This is a genomic window from Pseudomonas sp. NFACC45 (assembly GCF_900113505.1).
Classification (GTDB): domain Bacteria; phylum Pseudomonadota; class Gammaproteobacteria; order Pseudomonadales; family Pseudomonadaceae; genus Aquipseudomonas; species Aquipseudomonas tehranensis.
Genome location: NZ_FOPO01000014.1, coordinates 157,749 through 183,598, shown reverse-complemented (window position 1 = coordinate 183,598; position 25,850 = coordinate 157,749). Strand labels below are relative to the sequence as shown.

The window sequence follows — 25,850 nt, the reverse complement described above, 5'->3', positions numbered from 1 at the left end:
GCGTGTCGTCTGCCGGGTGGAACACTGATCGGCTTGCGGGTTCTACCGGCTATCCCAACGCAGGAGGCAAGTTCATGTATCAGTTATTCGGCTACAGGCAATCGGGCTCCTCGGCTGTGGAGATCGCTCTGTGCCTGTGTGGTGTGCCCTATCGCCGTGTCGATGCCTATTCGACCGAAGACAACGAGGCGGCGAAAGAACTCAAAACGTTAAATCCTCAAATACAGGTCCCGACCTTGCAGTTACCGGACGGTTCGGTGCTGACCGAGGCTGCGGCAATTCTGATTCACCTCGGCCTGGTTTTCCCCGAATCGAAGTTGCTGCCGGAAGATCCCGCCCAGCGTGCGCAAGCCATACGGGGCCTGGTCTATATCGTCGCCAATTGCTACACGCCCATCGGCATCATCGATTTTCCAGAGCGTTGGCTGGTCGACGCTGATGAAGCGACCCGGCAGCAATTGGTAACGGGCACCCGGCAGCGGCTGTATCGCAACTGGGCGCTGTTTGCCGATCAGTTTTCGGCTCGCCCTTTTCTCAGCGGTGCCGAGCCGGGCGCACTGGATATCCTGGCGGCGGTGGTCACGAAGTGGGAAGACACGCGGCAGGCCATGCTAAAGGCCCGGCCACCGTTCTACGAGCTACTGGAGCGCATCGACCGCCATCCGCGCATTGCGCCGGTGCTGTCGCTGCACTGGCCCTTGTAGGAGCTGACGAGTGTAACGAGGCTGCGAGCTTTCCTGGAGCGAACGTTCAAAAGGAGCGCACGCCCCTGGTCAAGGGCACGCGTTTTGGGTAGCAGCTTGCTCAACGAGGCCGACAAACTGCCGGACATTTTGCTGATGAGCCGTCACCAGTTCGTCGATGCTGCTTCCTGCCTGCGTTTGCAGGCTGTTACGACAGGTCAGGGTACGGGCTTCGTTGCTCAGCTCACGCAGGCGCCATTGCACGTCCATGCGGGCATATTGGCCGGGGATCGAATCAAAGCGCTGCACTTCCACCCGCAGCAATAACTTCGGGGCGCCGGGGTTGCTCAGTTGTTCGTCCAGGCTGCTGTGCAGTTCATCGGCCAGACTGGCGCCCCACCACTGCGTTTCCAGAATCGCCAGCCCGCTGTTGCCTTGGCGAATGACCATTTGCGCGCGGTCCACTTGAGGCGGAACGCTCACCTGCTCGAGCTGGATGTCCATGTTCGTGCGTGGCTGGCCGGCCGGTTGAGCGGGGCTGAGGGTGTGGTACTGAATCGGGTCGCCGCGGCAGGCAGCAAGCAGCAGCGCCAAGGCAACCAGGGTAAGTTTCAGCATCGGCGGCATGGGGCGTGCTCCTGTAGTCATTCTTTCACCGGCAATGTGAGGTTTTGCGCCGGTGCATCCTTGGGGCGGCCGCGAAGCAGTGATTCGGGATGGCGGCTCAGGTAGTCGGACAGCTCGCGCAACGAACGCGACATACGCCCAAGATCGTCCAGGGTCTGGGTCAGTTGTTCGCGTTGCGGCGAATCTTCGGCCAGGGTCGAGTTGGCCGATTGCAGGGTCTTGCTCACGTCCTGCAAGGTGTTTTGCACGCTTGGCAAGGTCTTGCTGTTGAACTGGGCCAGGCCTTTGCGCAATTCCACCAGGTTGCCGTTCAAGTTGCTGGCCACACTTTCCAGGGGCAGCTTGTTGATTCGCTCGACCATGGCCTGCAGTTGTTCTTGCAGTTGCTGGAGACTGCCCGGGATGGTCGGCACGCGGACGGGGCGAGCGTTAGCATCGAAAGCGACTTTTTCGGCCTTGGGGTAGAAGTCCAGCGAGATGTACAACTGCCCGGTCAGCAGGTTGCCGCTGCGGGCCTGGGCACGCAGGCCGCGCTCGACGAAACTGCCGATCAGGCGAGCGCCGGCCGCTTCGTCGTCCGGGTTGTGATTGAGGGACTTGAGCAGCTTCTCATGGGCTTTCCCCAGGCGTTGAGGGTAGATCACCACGCCGACGTTGACCGGAAAGCTGCGTTGCTTCTCATCGAAATCCAGGTTGATGGCTACAACCCTGCCCACTTCGACGCCCAGGAATTCGACCGGCGCCCCGACCCGCAAGCCGCGTAGTGCCTGATCAAAACGTAAAGCCAGGTATTGCGCCTTGCCATCCGGCGGGGCCAGGGCGCTCTGCTGGTCGGCAAACAGCTCGAACGTCTTGTCCTCGTTGGCCGGGGTGTCGTTGGGGCTGTATTCCGGTGCCCGAAACGCGATGCCGCCTACCAGCAGCGCCGAGAGTGATTCGGTCTTGACCGCAAAACCGTTGGCCCCGACGTTCACATCCACGCCGCTGACGTTCCAGAACCGGGTGTTTTCGGTGACGTAGACATCGTTGGGCGCATTGACGAATACGTCGATGTTGACCCCTTTGCCATCGGCATCCAGCGCATAGGACACCACTTGGCCCACGGGAATCTTGCGCAGGTACACTGGCGAGCCGATGTCCAGTGAGCCGAGGTCCTGGGAATGCAGGGTGAAGCGCTTGCCCGGTTCTCCGTAGGTGATCGGTGGCGGGGCTTCCAGGCCGGTAAAGGACTTGGCACGAACCTTCGACTGACCGGCGTCGGCCCCGATGAAATCCCCCGACAGCAGGGTATCGATCCCGGAAATGCCGCCAGCCCCGATGCGCGGCCGTACGACCCAGAACACCGAGTCCTCATGCGTGAAGGTATCCGCCGTCTTGGCCAGCTTGACCGTAGCGGTGACGTTCTTCTGGTCGTCGCTCAACTGCACGTCGGTGACCTGGCCGATGACCACGTTGCGGTATTTCACCGGTGTCTTGTTGGCGGTCAGGCCCTGGCCGGTCTTGAAGGTAATGGTGATGGTCGGACCTTCCTGCAGCCAGTTATTGACCACCAGGGACAGCCCTACCAGCACCGCGATGATCGGCACTATCCATACCAGCGACACCGTCCAGCGGCGGCTGGTGACGTGGGCGCGACCGGGTGCCGGTTGCTGCCCGTCAGTGGCTTGCGACTTCATCCATGGCCTCCTCGGATGGTGGGGTGTCCCAGATCAGGCGCGGGTCGAAGCTCATGGCCGACAGCATGGTGAACAGCACCACGAGGCCAAAAAACAGGATGCCCGGTCGCGGTTCGATATCGCTCAGTGCCTGGAACTTCACCAGCGCCGCCACCAGCGCCACGACCAGCACGTCGAGCATCGACCAATAACCGATGACTTCCACCAGCCGATACAGTTTCGCCCGCTGAACCTGGGCCCAGGTGCTGCGCCGCTGCACGGTGACCAGCAGCAAGGTCAACACCACGAACTTGATGCCTGGCACCGCGATGCTGGCGATGAAAATGATCAGGGCGATGTCCCAGGCGCCGCCTTGCCAGAATTCGATGACACCACTGATGATGGTGCTGTCGGCGCCATCCCCGAGCATCTGGGTATTCATCACCGGCAGCAGGTTGGCCGGAATGTAGAACACCAACGCCGCCAGCATGTAAGCCCAGGTACGAGTGAGCGTGTCGGGTTTGCGCCGGTGCAACGGGGCGTCGCAGCGGGGGCAGGTTTCGGGCTCGTCGCTCATGTCACAGGCCAGGCCGCAGCTGTGGCACAGGCACAGGTTCAGGTCGCGGGCCAAGGGCGGGGGAGGCAACGGTTCGCGGTTCATAGGTTGTCCCACAAATCGCGCACGTCGCGTCCGGCGATGCGGATCATCAGCAGACTCAGGGCGGCCAGGGCAAACAGGCCGATGCCCGGCAGCACGTCCAGCAGCCCGGCGAGTTTGATCACCGCCACTAGCGCACCCAACAGGCAAACCTCCAGCATGCTCCACGGCCGCAGGGTTTCCAGGCCGCGCATGCACAGGCTGAACCCCGGCGCTCGTTGGTTGGCGTAGGCATAGGCCAGCACCCAGATCAGCAGAGCCAACTGAAAGACCGGTGCGATGATGATCGCCACCGCGGCCACCAGGGCGATGAAGGTGATGGGGCCCTGGCTCAGCGCCACGATGGAATCCCACAGCGTCGCGCTGTTGCTCAGGCCCTGGAGACGGATGCTCATCACAGGATAGATGTTGGCGAAGGCCCATAACACCGCTGCCGTTACGCTCAAGGCCAGGCGCTGTTCAATGGTCAGGCCGTTGTAGCGCTGGATCACCGCGCCACATCGCACGCACGAGGCTTTCTGATGCGCAGCGAGCACCATCGGCTCGTACACCGCATCACAATGTTCGCAAATGATCAGTCGGTCGGTATCGGCCATCGGGATGCTCGGCAGGAACAACTCCTTCAATATAGAAGGCGGTTGAGATTGAGCAACCCGCCCGAGCGGGTCATTCGCCGCGAATGTATTGCTCCAGTTGTCGGATCAGGTCGGCCTGCTCGGCAATCGCTTCCTTGACCAGGTCACCAATGGACAGCAGACCGACAAGCTTGCCGTTTTCTACCACCGGCAAATGCCGCAGATGCTTTTCGGTCATGATGCTCAGGCAGGCTTCGACATTCTGGTGGGGGTCTATCGTGATCACGGGTGACACCATGATGTCGCTCACTTTCGTGCCGACGGAAGAGCGGCCATGCAAGACCATTTTGCGTGCGTAGTCGCGCTCACTGATGATCCCCAGTACTTCGCCGTTCTTCACCACCAGCAAAGCACCGACGTTTTTCTCGGCCATGCGCATCAGGGCCTGCAGCACCATGTCGTCCGGTGAGATGGTGTGCACTTGCTGGTTTTTCTCGTCTTTGATCCGGAGCAACTGCGCGACGGTTTTCATGGGGAAGCCTCAGGTGTTGTTTTTGCGGGTGGTTTAAGAATCGTAGACCCAACGGCGCAGAGCAAGCGCTAAAGCGGCAGTCAGTCGTCCAAAAGCGTCATAGCCGGTGAGTTCACCACCCAAGTGAGGCCATACACTGTTGGGGCGAGGGGATTTTTCGCCACGGTGGGAGCAAGGCTTGCCCGCGATGCGGGCGCCTCGTTTCCCTGGGAGACTGCGCCGTCTTCATCGCGGGCAAGCCTTGCTCCCACAGATAAATCCCCGCGCCACAGGTAGAATCGCAACTTACGCAAAATTCGAGGTTGCAGCGGTGGATTTACAGCAGGGCTTCGTCCTGACCCGGCATTGGCGCGATACCCCGGCCGGCACCGAAGTCGAATTCTGGCTGGCGACCGACGCCGGCCCCCGTCGCCTGCGCCTGCCGGTGCAACCTTCGGTGGCGTTCGTGCCGCAGATTCAGCGCGGTCAGGTCGAAGCTTTGCTGCAAGGGGAGAAGGACGTTGAATTACGCCCCCTGGACCTGCTGGATTTCGAGCACCGCCCGGTGCTGGGCCTGTATTGCCGGCAACATGCCCAACTGATGCGCCTGGATACCACGTTGCGTCGTGCCGGCGTGGATGTGTTCGAAGCTGACATCCGTCCACCGGAACGCTACCTGATGGAGCGTTTCATCACCGCGCCGGTCTGGTTCGGTGGCATCGAGGCCGCCGATGGCCTGCTGCTGGACGCCCAGATGAAACCGGCGCCCGATTATCGTCCGCCATTGCGTCTGGTGTCCTTGGACATCGAAACCACCGCCCAGGGCGATTTGTACTCCATTGCCCTTGAAGGCTGCGGCGAACGTCAGGTGTATATGCTCGGCCCGCCCAATGGCGACGATACTGCCGTGGATTTCCAGCTCGAATATTGTGAATCGCGCACTTTGCTGCTCAAGAAACTCAACGATTGGTTTGCCCGTTTCGACCCCGACGCGATCATTGGCTGGAACCTGGTGCAGTTCGATTTGCGCGTGTTGCATGAGCACGCCCGGCGCCTGGCCGTGCCGCTACGCCTGGGGCGAGGCGGGGAGGAGATGCAGTGGCGTGAGCATGGCGCGCGCAATAATCACTTTTTCGCCTCGGCGGCAGGCCGGCTGATCATCGACGGCATTGAGTCGCTGCGTTCGGCGACCTGGAGTTTTCCTTCGTTCAGCCTGGAAAATGTCGCCCAGACGTTGTTGGGAGAGGGTAAGTCCATCGACAACCCGTACCAGCGCATGGACGAGATCAACCGCATGTTTGCCGAGGACAAACCGGCCCTGGCCCGTTACAACCTCAAGGACTGTGAGTTGGTGACGCGGATCTTCGCCAAGACCGAGCTGCTCAAGTTCCTGCTGGAGCGGGCCAGCGTCACCGGTCTGCCGGCGGACCGCAGCGGTGGTTCGGTGGCGGCCTTCACCCACTTGTACATGCCGCTCATGCACCGCCAGGGTTTCGTCGCGCCGAACCTAGGCCAGCGCCCGCCCGAGGCCAGCCCGGGTGGTTTTGTCATGGATTCCCAGCCGGGGCTCTACGAGTCGGTGCTGGTGCTGGACTACAAGAGCCTGTATCCGTCGATCATCCGCACCTTCCTGATCGACCCGGTAGGCCTGATCGAAGGCCTGCGCCACCCGGACGAAAGCCAGTCGGTGCCGGGCTTTCGCGGGGCACGTTTCTCCCGCAGGCGGCATTGCCTGCCGGCCATCGTGGCGCGGGTGGCCGAAGGCCGGGAAACCGCCAAGCGTGAACACAATGCACCGCTGTCCCAGGCACTGAAAATCATCATGAACGCCTTCTATGGCGTGCTCGGTTCCAGTGGCTGCCGTTTCTTCGATCCGCGGCTGGCGTCCTCCATCACCCTGCGGGGTCACCAGATCATGCAGCGCACCCGGCAGTTGGTCGAAGCCCGGGGGCATGTGGTGATTTACGGTGATACCGACTCCACGTTCGTCTGGTTGCGCCGGGCCCACGGTCAGCAAGAGGCAGCGTCCATTGGCCAGGAACTGGTGGCATACGTCAATCAGTGGTGGCGCGAACACGTGCGTGATGAGTTCGGGCTGGAGAGCGCACTGGAGTTGCAGTTCGAAACCCATTTCAAACGTTTTCTGATGCCCACCATTCGTGGCGCGGAAGAGGGCAGCAAGAAGCGCTATGCCGGGTTGGTAACCCGCGCCGACGGCAGTGACGAAATCGTCTACAAGGGCCTGGAAACCGTGCGCACCGACTGGTCGCCGCTGGCCCGGCAGTTCCAGCAGGAGCTGTATGGGCGGATCTTCCACCGCAAGCCTTACCAGGATTATGTGCGCGATTATGTGCACCAGACCCTGGCCGGAGCGTTCGATGATCGGCTGGTTTACCGCAAGCGCTTGCGCCGGCCTCTGGAAGACTACGAACGCAACGTACCGCCGCATGTGCGGGCCGCGCGACTGGCTGACGAGTTCAACCAGCGCCAGGGCCGTGCGCGGCAATACCAGAACGGCGGGTGGATCAGCTACGTGATCACGGTTGCCGGCCCCGAGCCGCTGGAAACCCGCAGCGCACCGATCGATTACGACCATTACGTGACCAAACAGCTGCAACCGGTGGCGGACGCGATTCTGCCGTTTGTGGATGACGATTTCTCGACCCTGGTGGGGGGGCAGATGGGGTTGTTCTGACGGATGCGCCAGTGTTGTTGGGAATGCTCCCGCTGCGCTCTGTAGGAGCTGGCGAAGCCTGCGATCTTTTGATCTTGATCTTTCGCTTGAGACTCAAGTGTCTGGGGAAAGATCGCAGCTTCGTTGCACTCGACAGCTCCTACGGCCCCAGCGGGAGCAAGCGCCCTCGCCACGAAAAGCGCGTCGCTCGGGGCGTGCTAAACCATCGCCAACCGCTGCTTGCCCTCAGGTTGCGGGAACATCAAGTCCAGCGCCGCCAGATCCTGGGGGGCGAGCTTCAGGTTGGCCGCTTCGGCGTTCAGGCGCACATGTTCAGTCTGAACGGCTTTGGGAATGGCAATGACATTGTCCTGACGCAACAGCCAGGCCAGGGCTATCTGCGCTGGGGTTGCGCCATGGCGTTCGGCGATCTGCGTCAAGGTGTGGTCCTTGAGCAGTTGCCCACCCTGGCCGACCGGGCAGTAAGCCATGACTGGCATGCGCTGCTGTTGGCACCAGGGCAACAGGTCGAACTCGATGCCACGCTCCTGCAGGTTGTACAGCACCTGGTTGGTGGCGCAGGCCGGTGACGCCAGTTCTTCAAGGTCCGCGACATCAAAGTTCGACACGCCCCAGCGGCCGATCTTGCCTTCTTCGCGCAGGCGTTCGAACGCTTCGACGGTTTCTTCCAGCGGGTATTGCCCGCGCCAATGCAGCAGATAAAGGTCGATGTAATCGGTGTCCAGTCGCCGCAAGCTGCGTTCGCAGGCCTGGGGAATGCCTTTGCGGCTGGCATTGTGGGGATACACCTTGCTCACCAGGAAAACCTGGTCCCGCAGGCCGGTGATCGCTTCCCCAACGACCTCTTCCGCGCCGCCCTCGGCGTACATCTCCGCCGTGTCGATCAGCGTCATGCCCAATTCGATGCCCAGGCGCAGGGCCGCCACTTCCTTCTTGTGAAGGGACGGTTCTTCACCCATGCGCCAGGTGCCCTGGCCAATCACCGGTACGGCCTCGCCAGCCAGTTCCAGAGTCCTCATGTCTACCTCCTGTTTGCAGAACATCAGACGTGTGGCAGCAGGATAGACCAGGTGTTCAAGGTTGATCGTCCCCACCGCGGTGAGAACGATCTTTTCGAAGGGCAGGATTTATTGCGCGGAGAACGTCAACACCATGGTCTGGGTGTAGGTCTGGCCGGGGTCAAGCCGGGTCGACGGGAAGTTCGGCTGGTTGGGCGAGTCGGGGTAGTGTTGGGTTTCCAGAGTGAACGCGCCCCAATGCGGATAGACCTTGCCTTGCTTGCCCTTGACCGTGCCGTCGAGGAAGTTGCTGGTATAGAACTGCACGCCAGGCTCGGTGGTGTAGAGCTGCAAGCGCCGTCCGGACTGTGGATCATGGACATCAGCGGCCAGTTTGCTCACGTCACCCTTGGCGTCAAGCGCCCAGTTGAAATCGAAACCGCCCTGTTTGGGTTCGGCGAATTTGAGCTGCGGATGATCAGCCTTGATATGGGTGCCGATGGCGGTGGGCTTGGTGAAATCCATCGGCGTACCGGCCACGGGGGCCAACTCACCGGTGGGGATAAGCTTGTCGGTCACCGGGGTGTAATGGGCGGCGTGCAGTGTCGCGACCTGTTTCAGTATGTCGCCGTTACCGGCACCGGCGAGGTTGAAATAGCTGTGGTTGGTCAGGTTCAGCACCGTGGGTTTGTCGGTGGTGGCTTGGTACTCGATGCGTAATTCGTTCTGTTCATTGAGGCTGTAGGTGACATCTGTTTTCAGTGCACCAGGGAAACCCATCTCGCCATCGGCCGACAGGTAGGTCAGGGTCACACCCACCGAGTCCTTGCCATCATGGGGTTCGGCCTTCCAGACGCGCTTGTCGAAACCTTGCGGTCCGCCATGCAGGGAGTTGCTCTTGTCGTTCTGCGGCACCTGGTAACGCTTGCCGTCCAACTCGAATGCACCGCCCGCCAGGCGATTGCCGAAGCGGCCAATGGTTGCGCCGAAATACACATTGCCGTTCTTCTGGTAACCCTGCACATCGTCGAAGCCCAGCACCACATCGGCCGTCTGGCCATTCTTGTCCGGCACGATCAGTGACTGGAGGATCCCGCCGTACGTGATGACAGTGGCCTCCATGCCGTGGCTGTTGCGCAGTACGAATTTTTCCACCGCGGTACCGTCGTTGGTCTTGCCGAACGCTGCGCGTTCATTGCTCAGGCCGGCGGCCTGGGATGCAGAGGTGGCGATCATCAGAGACACTCCGAGAGCCGTGAGCAGATGTCTGGATTCAAGCATGGTGTGACCTTCCTTCCTGTCTTGTTGTTGTTTGGAACGCGGGTCGAGTCCGGTGTTTAGTCGGACAGCGATGAAGGTTTATTCGGTTAGTAGTCTTTCTATTTGAAAGGCTAGAAGGGATATATAGCCATTAATCGTTATTAATCAATTAAAAAGTCATACTAATTGAGTGGTGCGGATCTTTCCCGTCTTTGGGGTTTTCCCTCGTCCATCGCACTTTTACGTTTTTTGCCGCTCTATCCATGGCCAGGAAGCGGCGAGCCCCACCGCCTCCCCAAGCCCAGACCGAGACTCGATGGCCGGTGTTTTTCATTTCGTGATGGTGTCGCGACGTCGCTGTTCAGCGCTGTTGGCCGGCGTGTTGATGTTGCTTGGCAGCGGTTGCAGTCATCAGCAGGGGCAGGACATGGTCACGCAGTTCAGCAACACCAGGCCCCAGGAGCTGCTGCAGACCAGCGTTGACCGCATGGCCACACTGGCGATGCATGACAACCTGCAAAGCCTCTATCTGCTGATGAACAAGCTTTATCTGCGCAACCCCGAAGAGTTGCGCAAGTCCGGGTTTCTCGACGCCCGAGCCGCTGAAAAGCAGGTGCGCCTGGCCATCGAGCAACAACAGCCGTTACCGACCCTGGGCGGCAAGAAGGATCTGGCCGCCCTGAGCTATGCCATGAGCCCTGAGTTCCTGGGGGATCGGGTGGGGGCGTTCATCTACGCCATTGGCAGCATGCTGGTCACGGCCCATGGCAATCGTCTCGAGTTCTACATGACCGATACGATCGACCCGCGCTTTGTCAGCAACGCGGCGCGCAACATCGAAAAAGCCACTTGGATACTCAGCCAACGACTGGACAAAGACGGCAAACCGCTGCTGTTTTCCAATGAGATTTCGGAGGAGGGCAGCAATCTCAGCTTTGCCGTGGAGTTTGGAAAAATCGTTGCGCGCCTGGACCTGCTCACCCAAATGCTGGACGAGCGCTACCGGCGGATCGGTCTGAACTATGCCCAGAGTCTGCTCTTTCTTAACTTCCTGCCGGTTCAGTAACGTCAGAGGAAAAGGGAATAAAGATAGATCACATCGGTATAGGTGGTTATAAGAAAAATCGCTATGCTCGCGACCAGATTTTATTTCATGCGGTCGCGCTTAATGGATTTCGGTAATGTCGGTTTAGTCATAGCGGGCTTGGTCGTCGGTTTTATCGTCGGTATGACCGGCGTGGGCGGCGGTTCGCTGATGACCCCCATTCTGTTGTGGTTTGGTATCAACCCTGCAACCGCAGTGGGTACCGATCTGCTGTACGCGGCGATTACCAAGTCCGGCGGTGTATTGGTTCACGCCAAAAACCGCAACATCGATTGGGCCATCACCGGCTGGCTGACCTTGGGCAGTGTGCCAGCGGTTGGATTGACGCTGTGGTTTCTCAGCAGTCTGCACAGTTCGCCCGACGCCATGAACGCGATCATCAAGCAAGCCTTGGGCTTTGTGCTGTTCGCCACCGCCCTGGCGATTCTGTTCAAGAAACGCCTCCTGCAATTTGCCCATGATCGTGCAGGCGGTCACTACAATCCCACCGGCTCGCGGCTCAATGTACTCACCGTCGTCACTGGCCTGATATTGGGCGTCATGGTCGCACTGACCTCCATTGGCGCTGGCGCGCTGGGCACCGTCGCACTGTTCATTCTCTATCCATTCCTGGTCACCAAGCGCCTGGTGGGCACTGAAATCGCCCACGCCGTACCGCTGACCCTGGTCGCTGGCCTGGGCCACGCGAGCATGGGCAACATGGACTGGCACATCCTGGGTTACCTGCTGGTCGGCTCGTTGCCGGGCATCTACCTGGGCAGTCACTTGTCGGGGCGCATTTCCGATGAGGTGCTGCGCCCATGCCTGGCAGTGATGCTGGCGATGATCGGGTTCAAGTTGGCGTTCTAACTCACCTGCGCACCAATCAATGTGGGAGCGAGCCTGCTCGCGATGAGGCCGGTACAGCAGAACATCTGCTTGATTGACTGTGCGCCATCGCGAGCAGGCTCGCTCCCACATAAGTTGTGCCCGACTCTTGTAACGAAATTGTTCATCTCCTGCGCCACGGTTGCGCAATGACCCCTCAGGCCTAAGCTTCAAGGCAGGCAGACGCGGTAATGGGCGACTGTCACGGAACAATCGCCGCCATGCGCAATCAGTACAGCGTAGATATCAAAAGGAGAGGCGCATGCTCATTCGGTCGTTGACCTTCGCTACCTTGCTGGCCATTGCTGGTCCCTTGTTCGCTGCGGATGGCGACTCACCCTTGGCCGCGGACAAGGGCAAATCCCGCCCCTTGATTGTCATCGCGCCGAGCACCGTCGATCCTGCATGGGTCGGCTTGAAAAAAGCACTGGAGGAACCGGCCGGCAAACAGGGTTTTTCCGAGCGCAACCTGGTGCTTTACACCGTGCTCAACACGATGGGGCAGCGTGACGGCAAAGACCTGGACCCGCAAAGCACCATGGCGCTGATACGTTCACTCAAGTTGGGGGCCGGTGCCCAGACCAAGATCATCCTGGTGGGCAAGGACGGAGAAAAGAAGCTTGAGCACTCAGGAGCGATTGAGCTGAAGGACATCTTCGACACGGTCGATAAACTGCCTCCAGCAGAAAAGGAAGCGGCGGCGCCAGCCCCGACTCCCGCGCCTGAAGCCGCGCCGGCCCAGGAAGGCAAGGGGGGCAAGGCTGGCAAGACGGGCAAGCCGGTGACTGCGCCGAAGCCGCTGGAGGATTGATCGGATCGGGCAGGCGATGGTGGCGCCTATTGTTTCTCCAGCGCCGTCAGGATCTTGTGCGCGGCCTTCACCCGTTCCTCGATCGGGTAGTTTTTGTTTGCCAGTATCACGATCCCCATATCCTTCCCAGGGACGAATGCCGCGTAGGCACCGAAGCCACCGGTCGATCCCGTCTTGTTGATCCAGCTGTCAGCCGGCGCGGGCAAGGGTGGGTCGAGCGGTGCCACTTTTTGTGGCATCAGGGCCATCTGCGGTGTATTGCCGGCTAATAACGCGTCAAGCGTGACCGGGTAGGGATAGAACTCCCAACCCAACCCCTGGGTCATGCCACTGACCTTGTAGAACCCGGTGTGTGTCGTGGTAATGGCCTGCCGCAAATCGGCGTCGAGCTTTTCAGGCCGCAGGTTAGCCTCGATGAAGCGGATCAGGTCCGATGAACTGGTTTTCACGCCATAGGCCTCGGAGTCCAGCGCTCCAGGTCCGACCCGCACAGGCTTGCCGTCCTTCGCGTAGCCTTGGGCGTATCGGCTGAGTTGATCCTTGGGCACCCGCACATAGCTGTGCTTGAGGCCCAATCCCGGCATCAGCGTCTGTTCCATCACCTCATCAAACGGTCGTCCCAGGCTGCGGGCCGCCAGGTAGCCGAACAGGCCGATGCTCGGGTTTGAATAGAGCCGCTGGGTACCGGCCGGGTAGAGTGGTTTCCAGGTCTGGTAGTAGCCGAACATCCGGTCCGGATGGTCCGCTTCGCCAGGAAACTGCAACGGCAGGCCACCCGGCGTGTAGGTGGCAAGGTTGAGCAGGCTGATGCCTTGCAGCGCGCTGCCGCTCAGCTCGGGGGCGAAGCGACCGGCCGGGTCCGACAGGGACAGCTTGCCTTGGGCCTGGGCGTAGGCACCGAGGGTGGCGGTGAAGGTCTTGCTGACCGAGCCGATCTCGAACAGCGTCTGGTCGGTCACTGCCTGCTTCGTGTCCTTGGAGGCCACCCCGTAATTGAAGTACTGACGTTCACCGTTGTGAGTGATTGCCACGGCCATGCCGGCGATGTCCTGTTGTTTCATCAAGGGCTGGATCACGGCATTGACGGTGTCTTCAACGCGTTCCTGGGCAAAGCCCGTTGTCGTTCCACAGGCCAGGAAAAAAACGCCCGTGAGTATCGATTTGGCGATGTGCATGTCTGACCGTTCTCCATGAGTCCTGAGGATGCCAGCCGCTCTGCCAGCAGCTTTGGGGGCACTCAATCTAGGGCGTTTTCGGTTGTCCGGCAATCGGGAGTCTGCCGATCCGAACCGGGTTGCGAGTCATCTGACCGGGTTGAAAGAGACTTCCTACAAAAATCTTTGGCTTCCGGGCTTCGACAGCCCCATGGCGAACCACACAAACCACCGGTCGCCGGGTAAACTTGCGCTCTTTCTAAAGGAGTCCACATGAGCTACTACCAGCCCGGCATTCTCGCCACCCCTGTTCCGCCTCAGGCCCGTCACTTGTTTTTTGCCCTGGAATCGGTCGAGGCGCTGCCGGCTGCGATCGATAAGCTCTTGTTGCAAGTCGACGATCGAGTGGTGATCGGTTTTGGCGAGTCACTGGTCCAGGCGCTGGGCGCGCAGGTCGAAGGTCTGCGGGCGTTTCCGGCCCTGGCCGGCGTAGGCGTGGACAACCCTTCGACCCAGCACGCGCTGTGGTGCTGGCTACACGGCGAAGACCGTGGCGAGCTGCTGCACCGCAGCCGTGCCATCGAGGCTGCTCTGGCCCCGGCGTTGCGCCTGGTGCAGATGAATGAAGCCTTCCGCCACATGACCGGCCATGACCTGACCGGTTATGAAGACGGCACTGAGAACCCTCACGATGAAGCGGCCATCGCCGCGGCCCTGGCCCAGGGTGTCGATGGGGTGCGCGGCGGCAGTTTCGCGGCGATCCAGCAATGGCAACACGACCTGGATGGTTTCGCCGCCATGCAGCCCCATGAGCGCGACAACATCATGGGCCGGCGCCTGAGCGACAATGAGGAAATCGACGATGCCCCGGCGTCGGCCCACGTCAAACGCACCGCCCAGGAAAGCTTCGCCCCAGAAGCCTTCGTCGTACGCCGCTCCATGCCGTGGATTGAAGGGGATCGCGCCGGTCTGATGTTCCTGGCGTTCGGTTCCTCCCTCGACGCTTTCGAGGCCCAACTGCGGCGCATGAGCGGCCTGGAGGACGGCATCACCGACGGCCTGTATCGCATGAGCCGGCCGATCACGGGGGGCTACTACTGGTGCCCGCCGTTGCTGGATGGACGTCTGGATCTACGGGCTTTGGCCCGCTGAGCCAAGCGCAAGCACAACGGCTTGTGCAAAAGCGCAGCGTGAACGCTATTCTTGGGCCGCACGTCTATCCGTGAATGGGGAGAGCAAACGTGGATAAAGTCATCGTCATCACCGGTGGCGGGCGCGGGATCGGGGCAGCCACGGCGCTGTTGGCTGCCGACCTGGGCTATCGGATCTGCATCAATTACCAGTCCGATGAAGGCGCCGCGCAGGATGTGCTCGGACAGGTTCGGGCCAAGGGCGCCCAGGCGATTGCCGTGCGGGCGGATGTCAGTATCGAAGACGAAGTGGTCGCGCTGTTCGACCGTGTGGACGCTGAGTTGGGCCGCGTCACCGCTTTGGTGAACAACGCCGGCACGGTCGCCCACAAGTCCCGGCTTGACGAAATGTCCGAGTTTCGCATTCAAAAGATCATGAAGACCAACGTCCTGGGGCCGATCCTGTGCGCCAAGCACGCGGTGCTGCGCATGTCGCCCAGGCATGGCGGGCAGGGTGGCAGTATTGTGAACGTCTCCTCGGTGGCTGCCCGCCTGGGCGCGCCGGGCGAATATGTCGACTACGCGGCCTCCAAGGGCGCGTTGGACACATTCACCATTGGCCTGTCCAAGGAAGTGGCCGGGGAAGGAATCCGCGTCAATGCGGTTCGCCCAGGTTATATCTATACCGATTTCCATGCCCTCAGTGGCGACCCGGACCGGGTCAGCAAGCTGGAGTCGGCAATCCCCATGGCCCGTGGCGGCCGTCCCGATGAAGTGGCTGAAGCGATTATCTGGTTGCTGTCGGACAAGGCTTCGTATGCGACGGGGACGTTTGTGGATTTGGGGGGCGGGCGGTAAACCCTTCGTTGGTCGTTGTCAGAACCGACCTCTTCGCGAGCAAGCCCGCTCCCACACTGGATTTGCTGTGTGGCCACAAACATGGGTTCACCGCAGTCCAGTGTGGGAGCGGGCTTGCTCGCGAAGACGATAGACAGATCGATACAGTATTCAAAACGACCGAATAATCCGCCCCAACGTCTCCATGGCTTTTTCCGACACTTCGGTCCACGGGCTGCCGTAGTTCAAACGGATACAATTGCCGAAACGCCGGGTCGGTGAAAAGATCGGCCCCGGAGCGATGCTGATGCCTTGGGCCAAGGCCATCTGGAACAGTTTCAGCGAGTCCATCTGCTCGGGCAGTTCCAGCCACAGGAAATACCCGCCCGCCGGCTGGCTGACGCGGGTCTGGGCGGGGAAATAGCGGGCGATGGCGGCGAGCATGGCGCTTTGCTGTTCTTCCAGGGCGTAGCGCAGTTTGCGCAGATGGCGATCATAACCACCGTGTTGCAGGTAATCGGCGATGGCCGCCTGGGCTGGCATTGAGGCGCACAGTGACGTCATGAGTTTGAGCCGTTCGATCTTCTGTGCGTAACGCCCGGCGGCGACCCAGCCGATGCGATAGCCTGGCGCCAGGCTCTTGGCGAACGAACCGCAATGCATCACCAGCCCTTCGGTGTCGAACGCCTTGGCCGGCTTGGGTGCCTGCTGGCCGTAATAGAGTTCTGCGTACACGTCGTCCTCGATCAGCGGCACCTGATGACGGCGTAACAACTGCACCAACGCCTGTTTTCTTTCCTCGGGCATGGTGGCGCCCATGGGGTTCTGGAAACTGGTCATGCACCAGCATGCTTTGATCGGGTGGCGCTCCAGCGTCTGCTCCAATACATCCAGGTCGATGCCGTCGCGCGGGTGCACCGGAATTTCCACTGCCTTGAGCTTGAGCCGCTCCAGCACTTGCAGACTGGCGTAGAACGCCGGCGCCTCGATGGCCACCAGGTCGCCGGGCTCGGTGACGGCTTGCAGGCACAGGTTCAAGGCTTCCAGGGCGCCATTGGTGACCAGCAGTTCTTCCATGGGCAGCATCAGCCCGCCGACCATGTAGCGCAGGGCGATCTGTCGGCGCAATTGCGGATTGCCCGGTGACATGTCCGTGACCACCATTCGGGGGTCCATATCCCGGGTTGCGCTGGACAGCGAGCGGGACAGTCGTTGCAGGGGGAACAGCGTCGGGCTGGGGAACGCCGAACCGAACGGTACGGTGGCCGGATCCTTGATTGAGTCCAGCACTGAAAACACCAGCTCGCTGACGTCGACTTCGGTGCTGTCATGCACCTGGGGGCTGATCACCGGCTCGGCGAACGGATTGGGGGCATGGGCGTTGACAAAGTAGCCGGAGCGCGGACGAGCCCGGATCAGGCCACGACGCTCCAGCAGGTAGTAGGCCTGGAACACCGTGGACGGGCTGACGCCGTAGGTCTGGCTGGCATAACGCACCGATGGCACACGCTGCCCTGGGCCCAGCACGCCGGAGCGGATCAGTTCAGCGATGTCATCGGCGAATTTCTCGTAGCGTTTCATAGCGGCCCGGTCTTGAACGATTCAGAAAGTAACGCACGGCTTGCGCAGTTACCTGTGGGAGCGGGCTTGCTCGCGAAAGCGGTGAGTCAGCTTGCATCAATGCTGAATGTGCCGTCGTCTTCGCGAGCAAGCCCGCTCCCACAAAAGTTCGGCATCTTAAGCCTCAACGATTTATCGGCGCCACAAAGCGGCTTGTGGCCTCGCTGAAAGTCCCAGGCTCGTCACTGTCGGCCACCTTGAAGACCATTTCCCGGGAGCCGCTACGGGGCCGTTCGCTGAGCATTGCCACCGACACCGGTACGTCGAGGATTTCCCCCGGCGCCAGGCTCAAGTGCGTTCTGCCCTGCAGGACAAAACCTTGGGCGTCCGCCAGGGACAGCTGATAATCCTGGCGCTGCTGGGTCTTGTTGATGATTTTCAGGCTGTAGATGTTCTCGATCTGGCCCAGGCTGTTTTCGCGGAATAGCCCGCGGTCCTTGGTCACGTCCAGGGACACCATGGGGCGTTCTTCCAGTGCCACGACCAATGCGCCGATCATCACCAGCAGCACGGCGGTGTAGCCAACCAACCGGGGCCGCAACAGGTGAGTCTTGCCGCCTTGCAACTGATGTTCAGAGGTGTACTTGATCAGGCCACGGGCGTAACCCATCTTGTCCATGATCGAGTCGCAGGCGTCGATGCAGGCGGCGCAGCCGATGCACTCCATTTGCAGGCCGTCGCGAATGTCGATGCCGGTGGGGCAAACCTGCACGCACATCTGGCAATCGATGCAGTCGCCCAAGCCGACATTGGCCGGGTTCACTTCGCGCTTGCGCGGGCCACGGATTTCGCCACGGGCGGTGTCATAGGAAATGGTCAGGGTGTCTTTATCGAACATCACGCTCTGAAACCGTGCATAGGGGCACATGTGCATGCACACCGCCTCACGCAGCCAACCGGCGTTGAGGTAGGTAGCACCGGTAAAGAACAGCACCCAGAACAGGCTGACACCGGCCATTTGCAGGGTCAGAAGTTCTTCGGCCAGGGGGCGGATCGGCGTGAAATAGCCGACAAAGGTCAATCCGGTGAGCAGGCTGATTGCCAGCCACAACGTATGTTTGGCTGAGCGACGCAGTAGCTTGTTCAAGCTCCAGGGCGCTGCTTGCAACTTGATTCGCTGGTGCCGTTCGCCTTCGGTGATTTTCTCGCACCACATGAAGATCCAGGTCCAGGAACTCTGCGGACAGGTGTAACCGCACCACACCCGACCGGCAAATACGGTGATTGCGAACAGGCCGAAGGCGGCTATGATCAGCAGTGCCGACAGCAGGATGAAATCCTGGGGCCAGAAGGTCGCGCCGAAAATGTGGAATTTGCTGTCGGCGAGGTCCCAGAGCACCGCCTGACGGTCGCCCCAGTTCAGCCATACGGTGCCGAAAAACAACAGGAACAGAACCCCCGCACCGCCGATGCGCAAGCTGCGAAACAAACCGGTAAAGCTGCGGGTGTGGATCAGGTTATCGGTGGTCCGGGTCTTTATCTTCGTCGGCGCGGGGTCGAAGTGTTGTATCAACTGGACGGGGATTCTTTCGCTCATGGTCGGTCGTTCCTCAGCCTGTAACTGGCCGGCGCACTATGACCACCGAACTGTTTACATAACAGACTCAGGTATCTCGATAAAAACCGGATCAGATCCCCTCAGGCCCCGGCCCTGCGACACTTTGATGCAGTCGGGGTCAGACGAATAAATCTTTATGGCGAGGATCTCAGTGGGAGCAAAGCTTGCTCGCGATACAGGCTCCTCGGTGCCACGGACACCCAGTTTTTTCGTCGCGGGCAAGCCTTGCTCCCACAGATCACTCAGATAACCGAATCGCTATTGGTAGCCCTGAGGTGCTTACGTTCATCGGCCGCCCCGGCCCCGGTCAGGGCATCGGCTTCGGCCTCGGTGATGTAGACCCGACCACCGTTGAGTTCAACCGCCGACATGGCTTTGTCCGGGACAGTGATAACGGTCAGCTCGCTGGCGGGCCGTTGTTCCTTGAACTCTTCGGTGTCGAAAGAGCAGATTTGGTTGCTATCGATACTTACACTCATGGCCAAGCTTCCTTCTGGATGTCCTGAACGTTAGGCGCTGGCCCGTGGCCGGGGTTCGTTACGTCTGATCAGCGGTCGAGCGCACCTCTGGCCAGGCTTGCGGTCCATCGTTTATCGACTGGAAAGAGGACCGTCCATGGACGCTTGGTGGCATGAAGTCTGGATCACCCTGCAATCGGAATTCGCCGATATCACCGATGCACAGCAGATGACGCGAGTCACCGTGCGCCTGCTGATGGCTGCGTTGTTGGGCGGCATCCTGGGTTTCGAGCGCGAACACAAGGGCAAGGCCGCCGGGGTGCGGACCCATATGCTGGTGGCCTTGGGGGCGGCGCTGTTTGTGCTGGTGCCGCAGATGTCCGGTTCCGAGGCTGATGCCATGAGCCGTGTGGTGCAAGGGGTCATCGCCGGCATCGGCTTTCTTGGCGCGGGCACTATCCTCAAGGGCAACGATGGTGATGAAAGCCACGTAAAAGGCCTGACCACTGCCGCCGGCCTTTGGATGACCGCCGCCATCGGCGTCGCCGCCGGGCTGGGGCGGGAATCGACGGCAGTGCTCAGTACGGTGTTGGCGCTGGCGATCTTCAGCGTGATGCCGCTGATTGTCCGGGCGCTGGAGAAGGAGGAAAAACCGTGACCGCGATCAGCCAGAACACATAACCCAGTGTGGGTTTTTTGTTATCCACTAGGCTGTTGGTTCAAACCCGCTCCGGCGGCGCCTCGCTCGGTGGGTCGCCCAACGGCGGCTGGGGATCGAGCGGCGGGTCTTGTTCCGGAATCGGTTCCGGCTCAGGGCCGGGTGGCGGCAGGGTGGGGTCGTCAATGTTGGGGTCGGGGGTTTCAGCCGGGATGGGAATATTCATCAGGACGGGTCTCCGTGACGCACATGGCTTGAGTCGTGCTTAACCTTGTTGACCACCTTGCGCCTGGTTTGATCCCGCTGTCATCAGGGCAAATCACTCTGAACTTTTAACCGTGGGTTCGGTTCGGAGTTTAAGTGAGTTTTTTCAGGGATCCATTTTTTCAAGGACTACTGGGCCTTTACCGCCACAACGTCCATGGGGCGTAAAAGGAGCGATGCTCGATGACTGCTGAACACCCGACTGACCTGTCGTACAACCCGCACTTGCCACTGTCCCAGGCCCTGTTACTGCCACGTATTGCCATTGAAAGCACCATGCCGGTCATCGAGGGTGGGCAATTCGCCGCCAAGGCCGTGGCCGGGCAGGACGTAACGGTGACCAGTAAAGTGTTCGCCGATGGCCATGACAAACTGGCCGTGCATATTCTTTGGCGCGCGCTGAAGGACGAGTCCTGGAACAGCGCGGCCATGACCGAGCTGGGCAATAACGGCTGGCAAGGCCAGTTCAATGTGCCTGAGCAGGGCTTTTATGTGTTTCGCATCGAGGCCTGGATCGATCAGTTCGCTAGTTTCCGCTATGAGCTGGAAAAAAAATTCGCTGCCGGGGTGCCCATCAGCCTGGAATTGCAGGAAGGACGCAATCAGGTGCAGATGGCGGCCGAGCGTAGTGAAGGTGAGCTGAGGGAGCAGTTGACCGCGTTGCACCATGAGCTCTCCGGCTTGTTACCCGCCGAGCAGGTAGCATTGTTCCTGGCGCCGCGCAGTGCCGCTCTCATGTCCCAGGCCGATCATCGGCCCTACTTGAGTCTCAGCCCGCAATACCCTCTGGACGTCGAGCGCAAGCTGGCCGAGTTCGCCAGTTGGTACGAACTGTTTCCCCGCTCGATCACCGATGATCCCCAGCGGCATGGCACCTTCAATGACGTGCATTCGCGTCTGGCCGTGATCCAGGACATGGGTTTTGATGTGCTGTACTTCCCGCCGATCCATCCCATCGGTCGCAGCTTTCGCAAGGGGCCGAACAACTCCCTCACCGCCGGTCCTGACGATCCGGGCAGCCCTTATGCCATCGGGAGCGAGGAGGGCGGTCATGAGGCGATTCACCCGCAGTTGGGCTCGCGCGAGGATTTCCGGCGTCTGGTGGCGGCAGCGGCCGACCACGGCCTGGAAATTGCCCTCGACTTTGCCATCCAGTGTTCCCAGGACCACCCGTGGCTCAAGCAGCATCCGGGCTGGTTCAGCTGGCGGCCGGACGGCACGATCAAATACGCGGAAAACCCGCCGAAGAAATACCAGGACATCGTCAACGTCGATTTTTACGCCGCGGATGCGATTCCCAGTCTGTGGCTGGAACTGCGGGATGTGGTGGTGGGGTGGGTCAATGAAGGCGTGAAGATCTTCCGTGTCGACAATCCCCACACCAAGCCGTTGCCGTTCTGGCAGTGGTTGATTGCCGATGTGCGGGCCCAGCACCCTGAAGTGATGTTCCTCGCCGAAGCCTTCACCACGCCGGCCATGATGGCGCGCCTGGGCAAGGTCGGTTATTCCCAGAGCTACACCTATTTCACCTGGCGCAATACCAAGACCGAACTGGCGACGTATTTCACCGAGCTCAACCAGTCCCCGTTACGCGAGTGCTACCGGCCGAACTTTTTCGTCAACACGCCGGACATCAACCCGGCGTTTCTCCATGAGTCGGGGCGCGCCGGGTTTCTGATCCGCGCGGCCCTGGCGACCATGGGCTCGGGCCTGTGGGGCATGTATTCGGGGTTTGAGTTGTGCGAATCGGCGCCAGTGCCGGGCAAGGAGGAGTACCTCGACTCGGAAAAGTATGAGATCCGCCCCCGGGACTTCACCGCGCCGGGCAACATCATTGCCGAAATCGCCCAGCTCAACCGCATCCGCCGGCAGAACCCGGCGCTGCATACGCACCTGGGCCTGACGATCTACAACGCCTGGAACGACAACATCCTGTATTTCGGCAAACGCACCGCCGACGGCAGCAATTTCATCCTGGTGGCCGTGAGTCTCGACCCGCACAACCCGCAGGAGGCCAACTTCGAATTGCCGCTGTGGGAGATGGGGCTGCCGGACGATGCCCAGACCCAGGGCGAGGATTTGATGAGCGGGCATCGTTGGACGTGGTACGGCAAGTACCAGTTCATGCGCATCGACCCGGCGTACCAACCGTTCGGGATATGGCGGATCAGCGCCTCTTGAGGCGTGCCTCCTGTAGGAGCTGGCGAAGCCTGCGATCTTTGCTCTGGCGCTTGAGTTTCAAGCGAAAAGACAAGATCAAAAGATCGCAGGCTTCGCCAGCTCCTACAGGGAACGCAGCCGAGCGGGGATAAAGCCCCTCTCCACAAAAAGACCTCACAAGCCTGTTTCAGCGGCTTTACAGAATTTCTCAGGAGTTGCAAATGGCGAAGAAACCCCGGTCTGCCACCTTTATCAAAGACCCGCTGTGGTACAAGGACGCGGTGATTTATCAGGTCCACGTCAAATCCTATTTCGATTCCAATAACGACGGGATCGGTGATTTTCCTGGTCTGATCGAAAAGCTCGACTACATCGCCGATCTGGGTGTCAACACCATCTGGCTGCTGCCGTTCTATCCTTCGCCCAGGCGCGATGATGGTTACGACATCGCCGAGTACCGAGGCGTCAGCCCCGACTACGGCACCATGGCCGATGCGCGGCGTTTCATCGCTGAAGCCCACAAGCGTAATCTGCGGGTGATTACCGAGCTGGTCATCAACCACACTTCCGACCAGCATCCATGGTTCCAGCGCGCGCGCAAAGCCAAGCCGGGTTCGAAGGCGCGGGATTTCTACGTCTGGTCCGACGACGACCACAAATACGATGGCACGCGGATCATTTTCCTCGACACCGAAAAATCCAACTGGACCTGGGATCCGGTAGCCGGCCAATACTTCTGGCACCGTTTTTACTCCCACCAGCCGGACCTCAACTTCGACAACCCCCAAGTGATCAAAGCCGTCCTGTCGGTGATGCGCTACTGGCTGGACATGGGCATCGACGGCCTGCGCCTGGATGCGATCCCGTACCTGATCGAGCGCGACGGCACCAACAACGAGAACCTGCCCGAGACCCACGACGTCCTCAAGCAGATCCGTGCCGAGATCGATGCCAACTACCCTGACCGTATGCTGTTGGCCGAGGCCAACCAGTGGCCGGAAGACACCCAGTTGTACTTCGGCGATGTCGACGCCCAGGGTTTGAACGGTGACGAATGCCACATGGCGTTCCACTTCCCGCTGATGCCGCGCATGTACATGGCGCTGGCCCAGGAAGACCGCTTCCCCATCACCGACATCCTGCGCCAGACCCCGGAAATTCCGGCCAATTGCCAATGGGCGATTTTCCTGCGCAACCACGATGAGTTGACCTTGGAGATGGTCACCGACAAGGAGCGCGATTACCTGTGGAATTACTACGCGGCCGACCGTCGAGCGCGGATCAACCTGGGGATCCGTCGACGTCTGGCGCCGCTGATGGAGCGCGACCGCCGTCGTGTCGAGTTGCTCAATAGCCTGCTGCTGTCGATGCCCGGCACGCCGACCTTGTACTACGGCGATGAAATCGGCATGGGCGACAACATCTACCTGGGCGACCGCGACGGCGTGCGCACGCCGATGCAGTGGTCCATCGACCGCAACGGTGGTTTCTCCCGCGCCGACCCGGCCAGCCTGGTGCTGCCGCCGATCATGGACCCGCAATACGGCTATCAGTCGGTCAACGTCGAGACCCAGGCCGGCGATCCTCATTCATTGCTTAACTGGACCCGGCGGATGCTGGCGGTGCGCAAGCAGTCCAAGGCCTTTGGCCGTGGCACGCTGAAGATGCTGTCACCGAGCAACCGACGGATCCTGGCTTATACCCGCGAATACACCGGCCCCGATGGCAAGCACGAAATCATCCTGTGCGTGGCCAACGTGTCTCGTAGCGCCCAGGCCGCCGAACTGGACCTGTCGGGCTATGCCGGCATGGTTCCGGTGGAGATGCTGGGGGGCAACGCCTTCCCGCCCATCGGCCAGCTGAATTTCCTGCTGACCCTGCCGCCATATGGTTTCTACTGGTTTGCCCTGGCCACAGAAAACCAGATGCCGAGCTGGCATGTGGAGCCGGCCCAGAGCTTGCCGGACTTCACCACTCTGGTCCTGAAGAAACGCCTGGAAGAGTTGCTCGAAGCACCGTCGCGCACCACGCTGGAGCAGACTATCCTGCCGAGCTGGCTGCAAAACCGTCGCTGGTTTGCCGGCAAAGACAGCGCGATCGAGAAGGTCAATATTGTCTATGGCGTACGTTTTGGCGATCCGCAGCATCCGGTGCTGCTGAGCGAAGTCGACGTCACCAGCGCTGGCCAGACACTGCGTTATCAACTGCCCTTCGGTCTGCTGGCCGAGGACCAGGTGGGCGCGGCGTTGCCGCAGCAACTGGCGCTGTCTCGGGTCCGCCGGGTGCGTCAGGTCGGTTTGATCACCGATGCGTTCAGCCTGGAAAGTTTTGTGCGGGCGGTCCTGCAAGGCATGCAGGCCGGTACAGTGCTGCCTTGCAGCGAGGGCGAGTTGCGCTTTGAGCCCACCGCAGGCCTGGCCCCATTGAACCTGGGAGATGAGCCGGAGGTGCGTTACCTGTCCGCCGAGCAGTCCAACAGTTCAGTGGTGGTGGGCGGCAGTGTTGTACTCAAATTGATCCGCAAAGTGGCGTCGGGCGTACACCCGGAGCTGGAAATGAGCGCCTACCTGACCGCCGCAGGTTTCAGCAATATTTCGCCGCTGCTCGGTTCGGTGATCCGCCGTGACAGCGAGGGCGAAGATGCGCTGTTGATGATCGCCCAAGGCTACCTGAGCAATCAGGGCGACGCCTGGGAATGGACCCAGAACAACCTCGAGCGCGCCCTGCGTGATGAGTTGGCCGATGCCGTGTCCGAGCAGGAACAGCACTACAACGCCTTGGGCGAACTCAAGGACTTCGCTGGCATGCTCGGCCAGCGCCTGGGGGAAATGCACGAGGTACTGGCCCAGGCCACCGATGATCCGGACTTCGCGCCCCAGGCCACCAATGCCAAGGAAGCCCAGGCCATCGGCAAGGATGTGGCCGCACAGGTAGAAAACGCCTTACGCCTGCTCAAGCAGAACCAGGGCCAATTGAACCCGGCGGACCAAGCCTTGGTCGCGCGCTTGCTGGAACACAAGAAGACCGTTCTGGCGCACATCCAGGAACTGGCCGGCAAGGCTGTTGGTGGCTTGCGCATCCGCGTTCACGGCGACTTGCACCTGGGGCAGGTACTGGTGATCAAGGGCGACGCCTACCTGATCGACTTCGAGGGCGAGCCGGCACGACCACTGCATGAGCGCCGCGGCAAACACAGCCCGTACAAGGACGTCAGCGGCGTGCTGCGCTCCTTCGATTACGCAGCCGCCATGGCGATCCACCTGAACACCGTCGACAGCACCGCCGACGCCGATGCGGCGCGGCAACGGGTGGCTGATCGTTATTTGAAAGAGGCCCGTCAGGCATTTGTTGAGGCATATCGGCTGGCGGCAGCTAGTCTTGCCCATGAGTGGAAGGATGCTGAAGGCGAAGACGCCGCACTGGCGTTGTTCGGCCTGGAGAAGGCGGCCTATGAAGTGGCCTATGAAGCCGAGAATCGCCCCGCCTGGCTGCCCGTGCCATTGCACGGTCTGTACGGGTTATTGAGCGGGCTGAAACCCTTTTCCGACTTAGCCGGACCGATTTAG

Annotated in this window: 22 protein-coding genes; 10 read left to right on the top strand and 12 right to left on the bottom strand. The window is 60.7% G+C overall.

Going from position 1 to position 25,850, the window contains the following annotated elements:
• The first annotated feature begins 74 nt into the window (after window positions 1-74).
• Window positions 75-704, top strand: coding sequence for a glutathione S-transferase family protein (locus BM132_RS24595; protein WP_092459357.1), 630 nt, complete (start codon window positions 75-77; stop codon window positions 702-704).
• A 69-nt stretch (window positions 705-773) separates the two neighbouring features.
• On the opposite strand, the gene BM132_RS24590 is transcribed toward BM132_RS24595, so the two are convergent.
• The 5 genes from BM132_RS24590 to BM132_RS24570 all read right to left on the bottom strand — a co-directional run bounded on the left by BM132_RS24590 (window position 774) and on the right by BM132_RS24570 (window position 4,730).
• Window positions 774-1,310 carry a PqiC family protein gene (locus tag BM132_RS24590; protein ID WP_092459355.1) on the bottom strand — a complete coding sequence of 179 codons (537 nt, stop codon included), beginning with the start codon at window positions 1,308-1,310 and terminating at the stop codon, window positions 774-776.
• Between the two features lie 17 nt (window positions 1,311-1,327).
• Window positions 1,328-2,986: a PqiB family protein gene (locus tag BM132_RS24585; RefSeq protein ID WP_092402958.1), complete on the bottom strand. Its 1,659-nt coding sequence runs from the start codon at window positions 2,984-2,986 to the stop codon at window positions 1,328-1,330.
• The gene (locus BM132_RS24580; protein ID WP_092402956.1) at window positions 2,967-3,626 is read right to left on the bottom strand and encodes a paraquat-inducible protein A; all 660 of its coding nucleotides are present in this window, start codon (window positions 3,624-3,626) and stop codon (window positions 2,967-2,969) included. The genes BM132_RS24585 and BM132_RS24580 overlap by 20 nt, the downstream gene beginning before the upstream one ends.
• Window positions 3,623-4,219: a paraquat-inducible protein A gene (locus BM132_RS24575; RefSeq protein ID WP_092402954.1), complete on the bottom strand. Its 597-nt coding sequence runs from the start codon at window positions 4,217-4,219 to the stop codon at window positions 3,623-3,625. Before BM132_RS24575 ends, BM132_RS24580 begins: the two co-directional genes overlap by 4 nt.
• A gap of 70 nt (window positions 4,220-4,289) precedes the next feature.
• Window positions 4,290-4,730 carry a CBS domain-containing protein gene (locus BM132_RS24570; protein WP_092402952.1) on the bottom strand — a complete coding sequence of 147 codons (441 nt, stop codon included), beginning with the start codon at window positions 4,728-4,730 and terminating at the stop codon, window positions 4,290-4,292.
• Window positions 4,731-5,040: 310 nt separating this feature from the next.
• Here BM132_RS24570 and BM132_RS24565 point away from each other — a divergent pair, with 310 nt between their 5' ends.
• The gene (locus BM132_RS24565; RefSeq protein ID WP_092459353.1) at window positions 5,041-7,404 is read left to right on the top strand and encodes a DNA polymerase II; all 2,364 of its coding nucleotides are present in this window, start codon (window positions 5,041-5,043) and stop codon (window positions 7,402-7,404) included.
• 197 nt (window positions 7,405-7,601) lie between these two features.
• Here the strand turns inward: BM132_RS24565 and BM132_RS24560 are convergent, their stop codons facing one another.
• Window positions 7,602-8,423: an aldo/keto reductase gene (locus BM132_RS24560; protein ID WP_092459351.1), complete on the bottom strand. Its 822-nt coding sequence runs from the start codon at window positions 8,421-8,423 to the stop codon at window positions 7,602-7,604.
• Between the two features lie 108 nt (window positions 8,424-8,531).
• Entirely contained in the window at window positions 8,532-9,683 is a 1,152-nt protein-coding gene (locus BM132_RS24555) for an aldose epimerase family protein (RefSeq protein ID WP_092459349.1), read from the bottom strand.
• A gap of 295 nt (window positions 9,684-9,978) precedes the next feature.
• Here BM132_RS24555 and BM132_RS24550 point away from each other — a divergent pair, with 295 nt between their 5' ends.
• From BM132_RS24550 to BM132_RS24540, 3 genes are all read left to right on the top strand, one after another.
• Window positions 9,979-10,728 carry a hypothetical protein gene (locus BM132_RS24550; protein WP_092402944.1) on the top strand — a complete coding sequence of 250 codons (750 nt, stop codon included), beginning with the start codon at window positions 9,979-9,981 and terminating at the stop codon, window positions 10,726-10,728.
• A gap of 102 nt (window positions 10,729-10,830) precedes the next feature.
• The gene (locus BM132_RS24545) at window positions 10,831-11,616 is read left to right on the top strand and encodes a sulfite exporter TauE/SafE family protein (RefSeq protein ID WP_047227884.1); all 786 of its coding nucleotides are present in this window, start codon (window positions 10,831-10,833) and stop codon (window positions 11,614-11,616) included.
• Window positions 11,617-11,896: 280 nt separating this feature from the next.
• Window positions 11,897-12,445 (top strand): DUF4174 domain-containing protein, encoded by a 549-nt coding sequence (locus BM132_RS24540; protein WP_092459347.1) that lies wholly within the window; start codon window positions 11,897-11,899, stop codon window positions 12,443-12,445.
• Between the two features lie 26 nt (window positions 12,446-12,471).
• On the opposite strand, the gene ampC is transcribed toward BM132_RS24540, so the two are convergent.
• The gene (gene ampC, locus BM132_RS24535; protein ID WP_092459345.1) at window positions 12,472-13,620 is read right to left on the bottom strand and encodes a class C beta-lactamase; all 1,149 of its coding nucleotides are present in this window, start codon (window positions 13,618-13,620) and stop codon (window positions 12,472-12,474) included.
• 252 nt (window positions 13,621-13,872) lie between these two features.
• On the opposite strand from ampC, the gene BM132_RS24530 reads away from it, so the two are divergent.
• Both BM132_RS24530 and BM132_RS24525 read left to right on the top strand, forming a co-directional pair.
• Entirely contained in the window at window positions 13,873-14,751 is an 879-nt protein-coding gene (locus tag BM132_RS24530; RefSeq protein WP_092459343.1) for a Dyp-type peroxidase, read from the top strand.
• An 89-nt stretch (window positions 14,752-14,840) separates the two neighbouring features.
• The gene (locus BM132_RS24525) at window positions 14,841-15,587 is read left to right on the top strand and encodes an SDR family oxidoreductase (protein ID WP_092402936.1); all 747 of its coding nucleotides are present in this window, start codon (window positions 14,841-14,843) and stop codon (window positions 15,585-15,587) included.
• 150 nt (window positions 15,588-15,737) lie between these two features.
• On the opposite strand, the gene mapR is transcribed toward BM132_RS24525, so the two are convergent.
• The 3 genes from mapR to BM132_RS24510 form a co-directional block, all read right to left on the bottom strand.
• Entirely contained in the window at window positions 15,738-17,147 is a 1,410-nt protein-coding gene (mapR, locus tag BM132_RS24520; protein WP_092459341.1) for a GntR family transcriptional regulator MpaR, read from the bottom strand.
• A gap of 163 nt (window positions 17,148-17,310) precedes the next feature.
• Window positions 17,311-18,723: a cytochrome c oxidase accessory protein CcoG gene (gene ccoG / locus BM132_RS24515; RefSeq protein WP_092459339.1), complete on the bottom strand. Its 1,413-nt coding sequence runs from the start codon at window positions 18,721-18,723 to the stop codon at window positions 17,311-17,313.
• A 263-nt stretch (window positions 18,724-18,986) separates the two neighbouring features.
• Entirely contained in the window at window positions 18,987-19,223 is a 237-nt protein-coding gene (locus tag BM132_RS24510; RefSeq protein WP_092459337.1) for a DUF3203 family protein, read from the bottom strand.
• Between the two features lie 136 nt (window positions 19,224-19,359).
• Between BM132_RS24510 and BM132_RS24505 the strand changes: the two genes are divergently transcribed.
• Window positions 19,360-19,860 (top strand): MgtC/SapB family protein, encoded by a 501-nt coding sequence (locus tag BM132_RS24505; protein ID WP_047227772.1) that lies wholly within the window; start codon window positions 19,360-19,362, stop codon window positions 19,858-19,860.
• 61 nt (window positions 19,861-19,921) lie between these two features.
• On the opposite strand, the gene BM132_RS28555 is transcribed toward BM132_RS24505, so the two are convergent.
• Window positions 19,922-20,086, bottom strand: a complete 165-nt coding sequence (locus BM132_RS28555) for a hypothetical protein (RefSeq protein WP_177193391.1) — start codon at window positions 20,084-20,086, stop codon at window positions 19,922-19,924.
• 221 nt (window positions 20,087-20,307) lie between these two features.
• Here BM132_RS28555 and BM132_RS24500 point away from each other — a divergent pair, with 221 nt between their 5' ends.
• Window positions 20,308-22,305, top strand: a complete 1,998-nt coding sequence (locus BM132_RS24500; RefSeq protein WP_092459335.1) for an alpha-1,4-glucan--maltose-1-phosphate maltosyltransferase — start codon at window positions 20,308-20,310, stop codon at window positions 22,303-22,305.
• A 200-nt stretch (window positions 22,306-22,505) separates the two neighbouring features.
• Window positions 22,506-25,850: a maltose alpha-D-glucosyltransferase gene (treS, locus tag BM132_RS24495; protein WP_092459333.1), complete on the top strand. Its 3,345-nt coding sequence runs from the start codon at window positions 22,506-22,508 to the stop codon at window positions 25,848-25,850.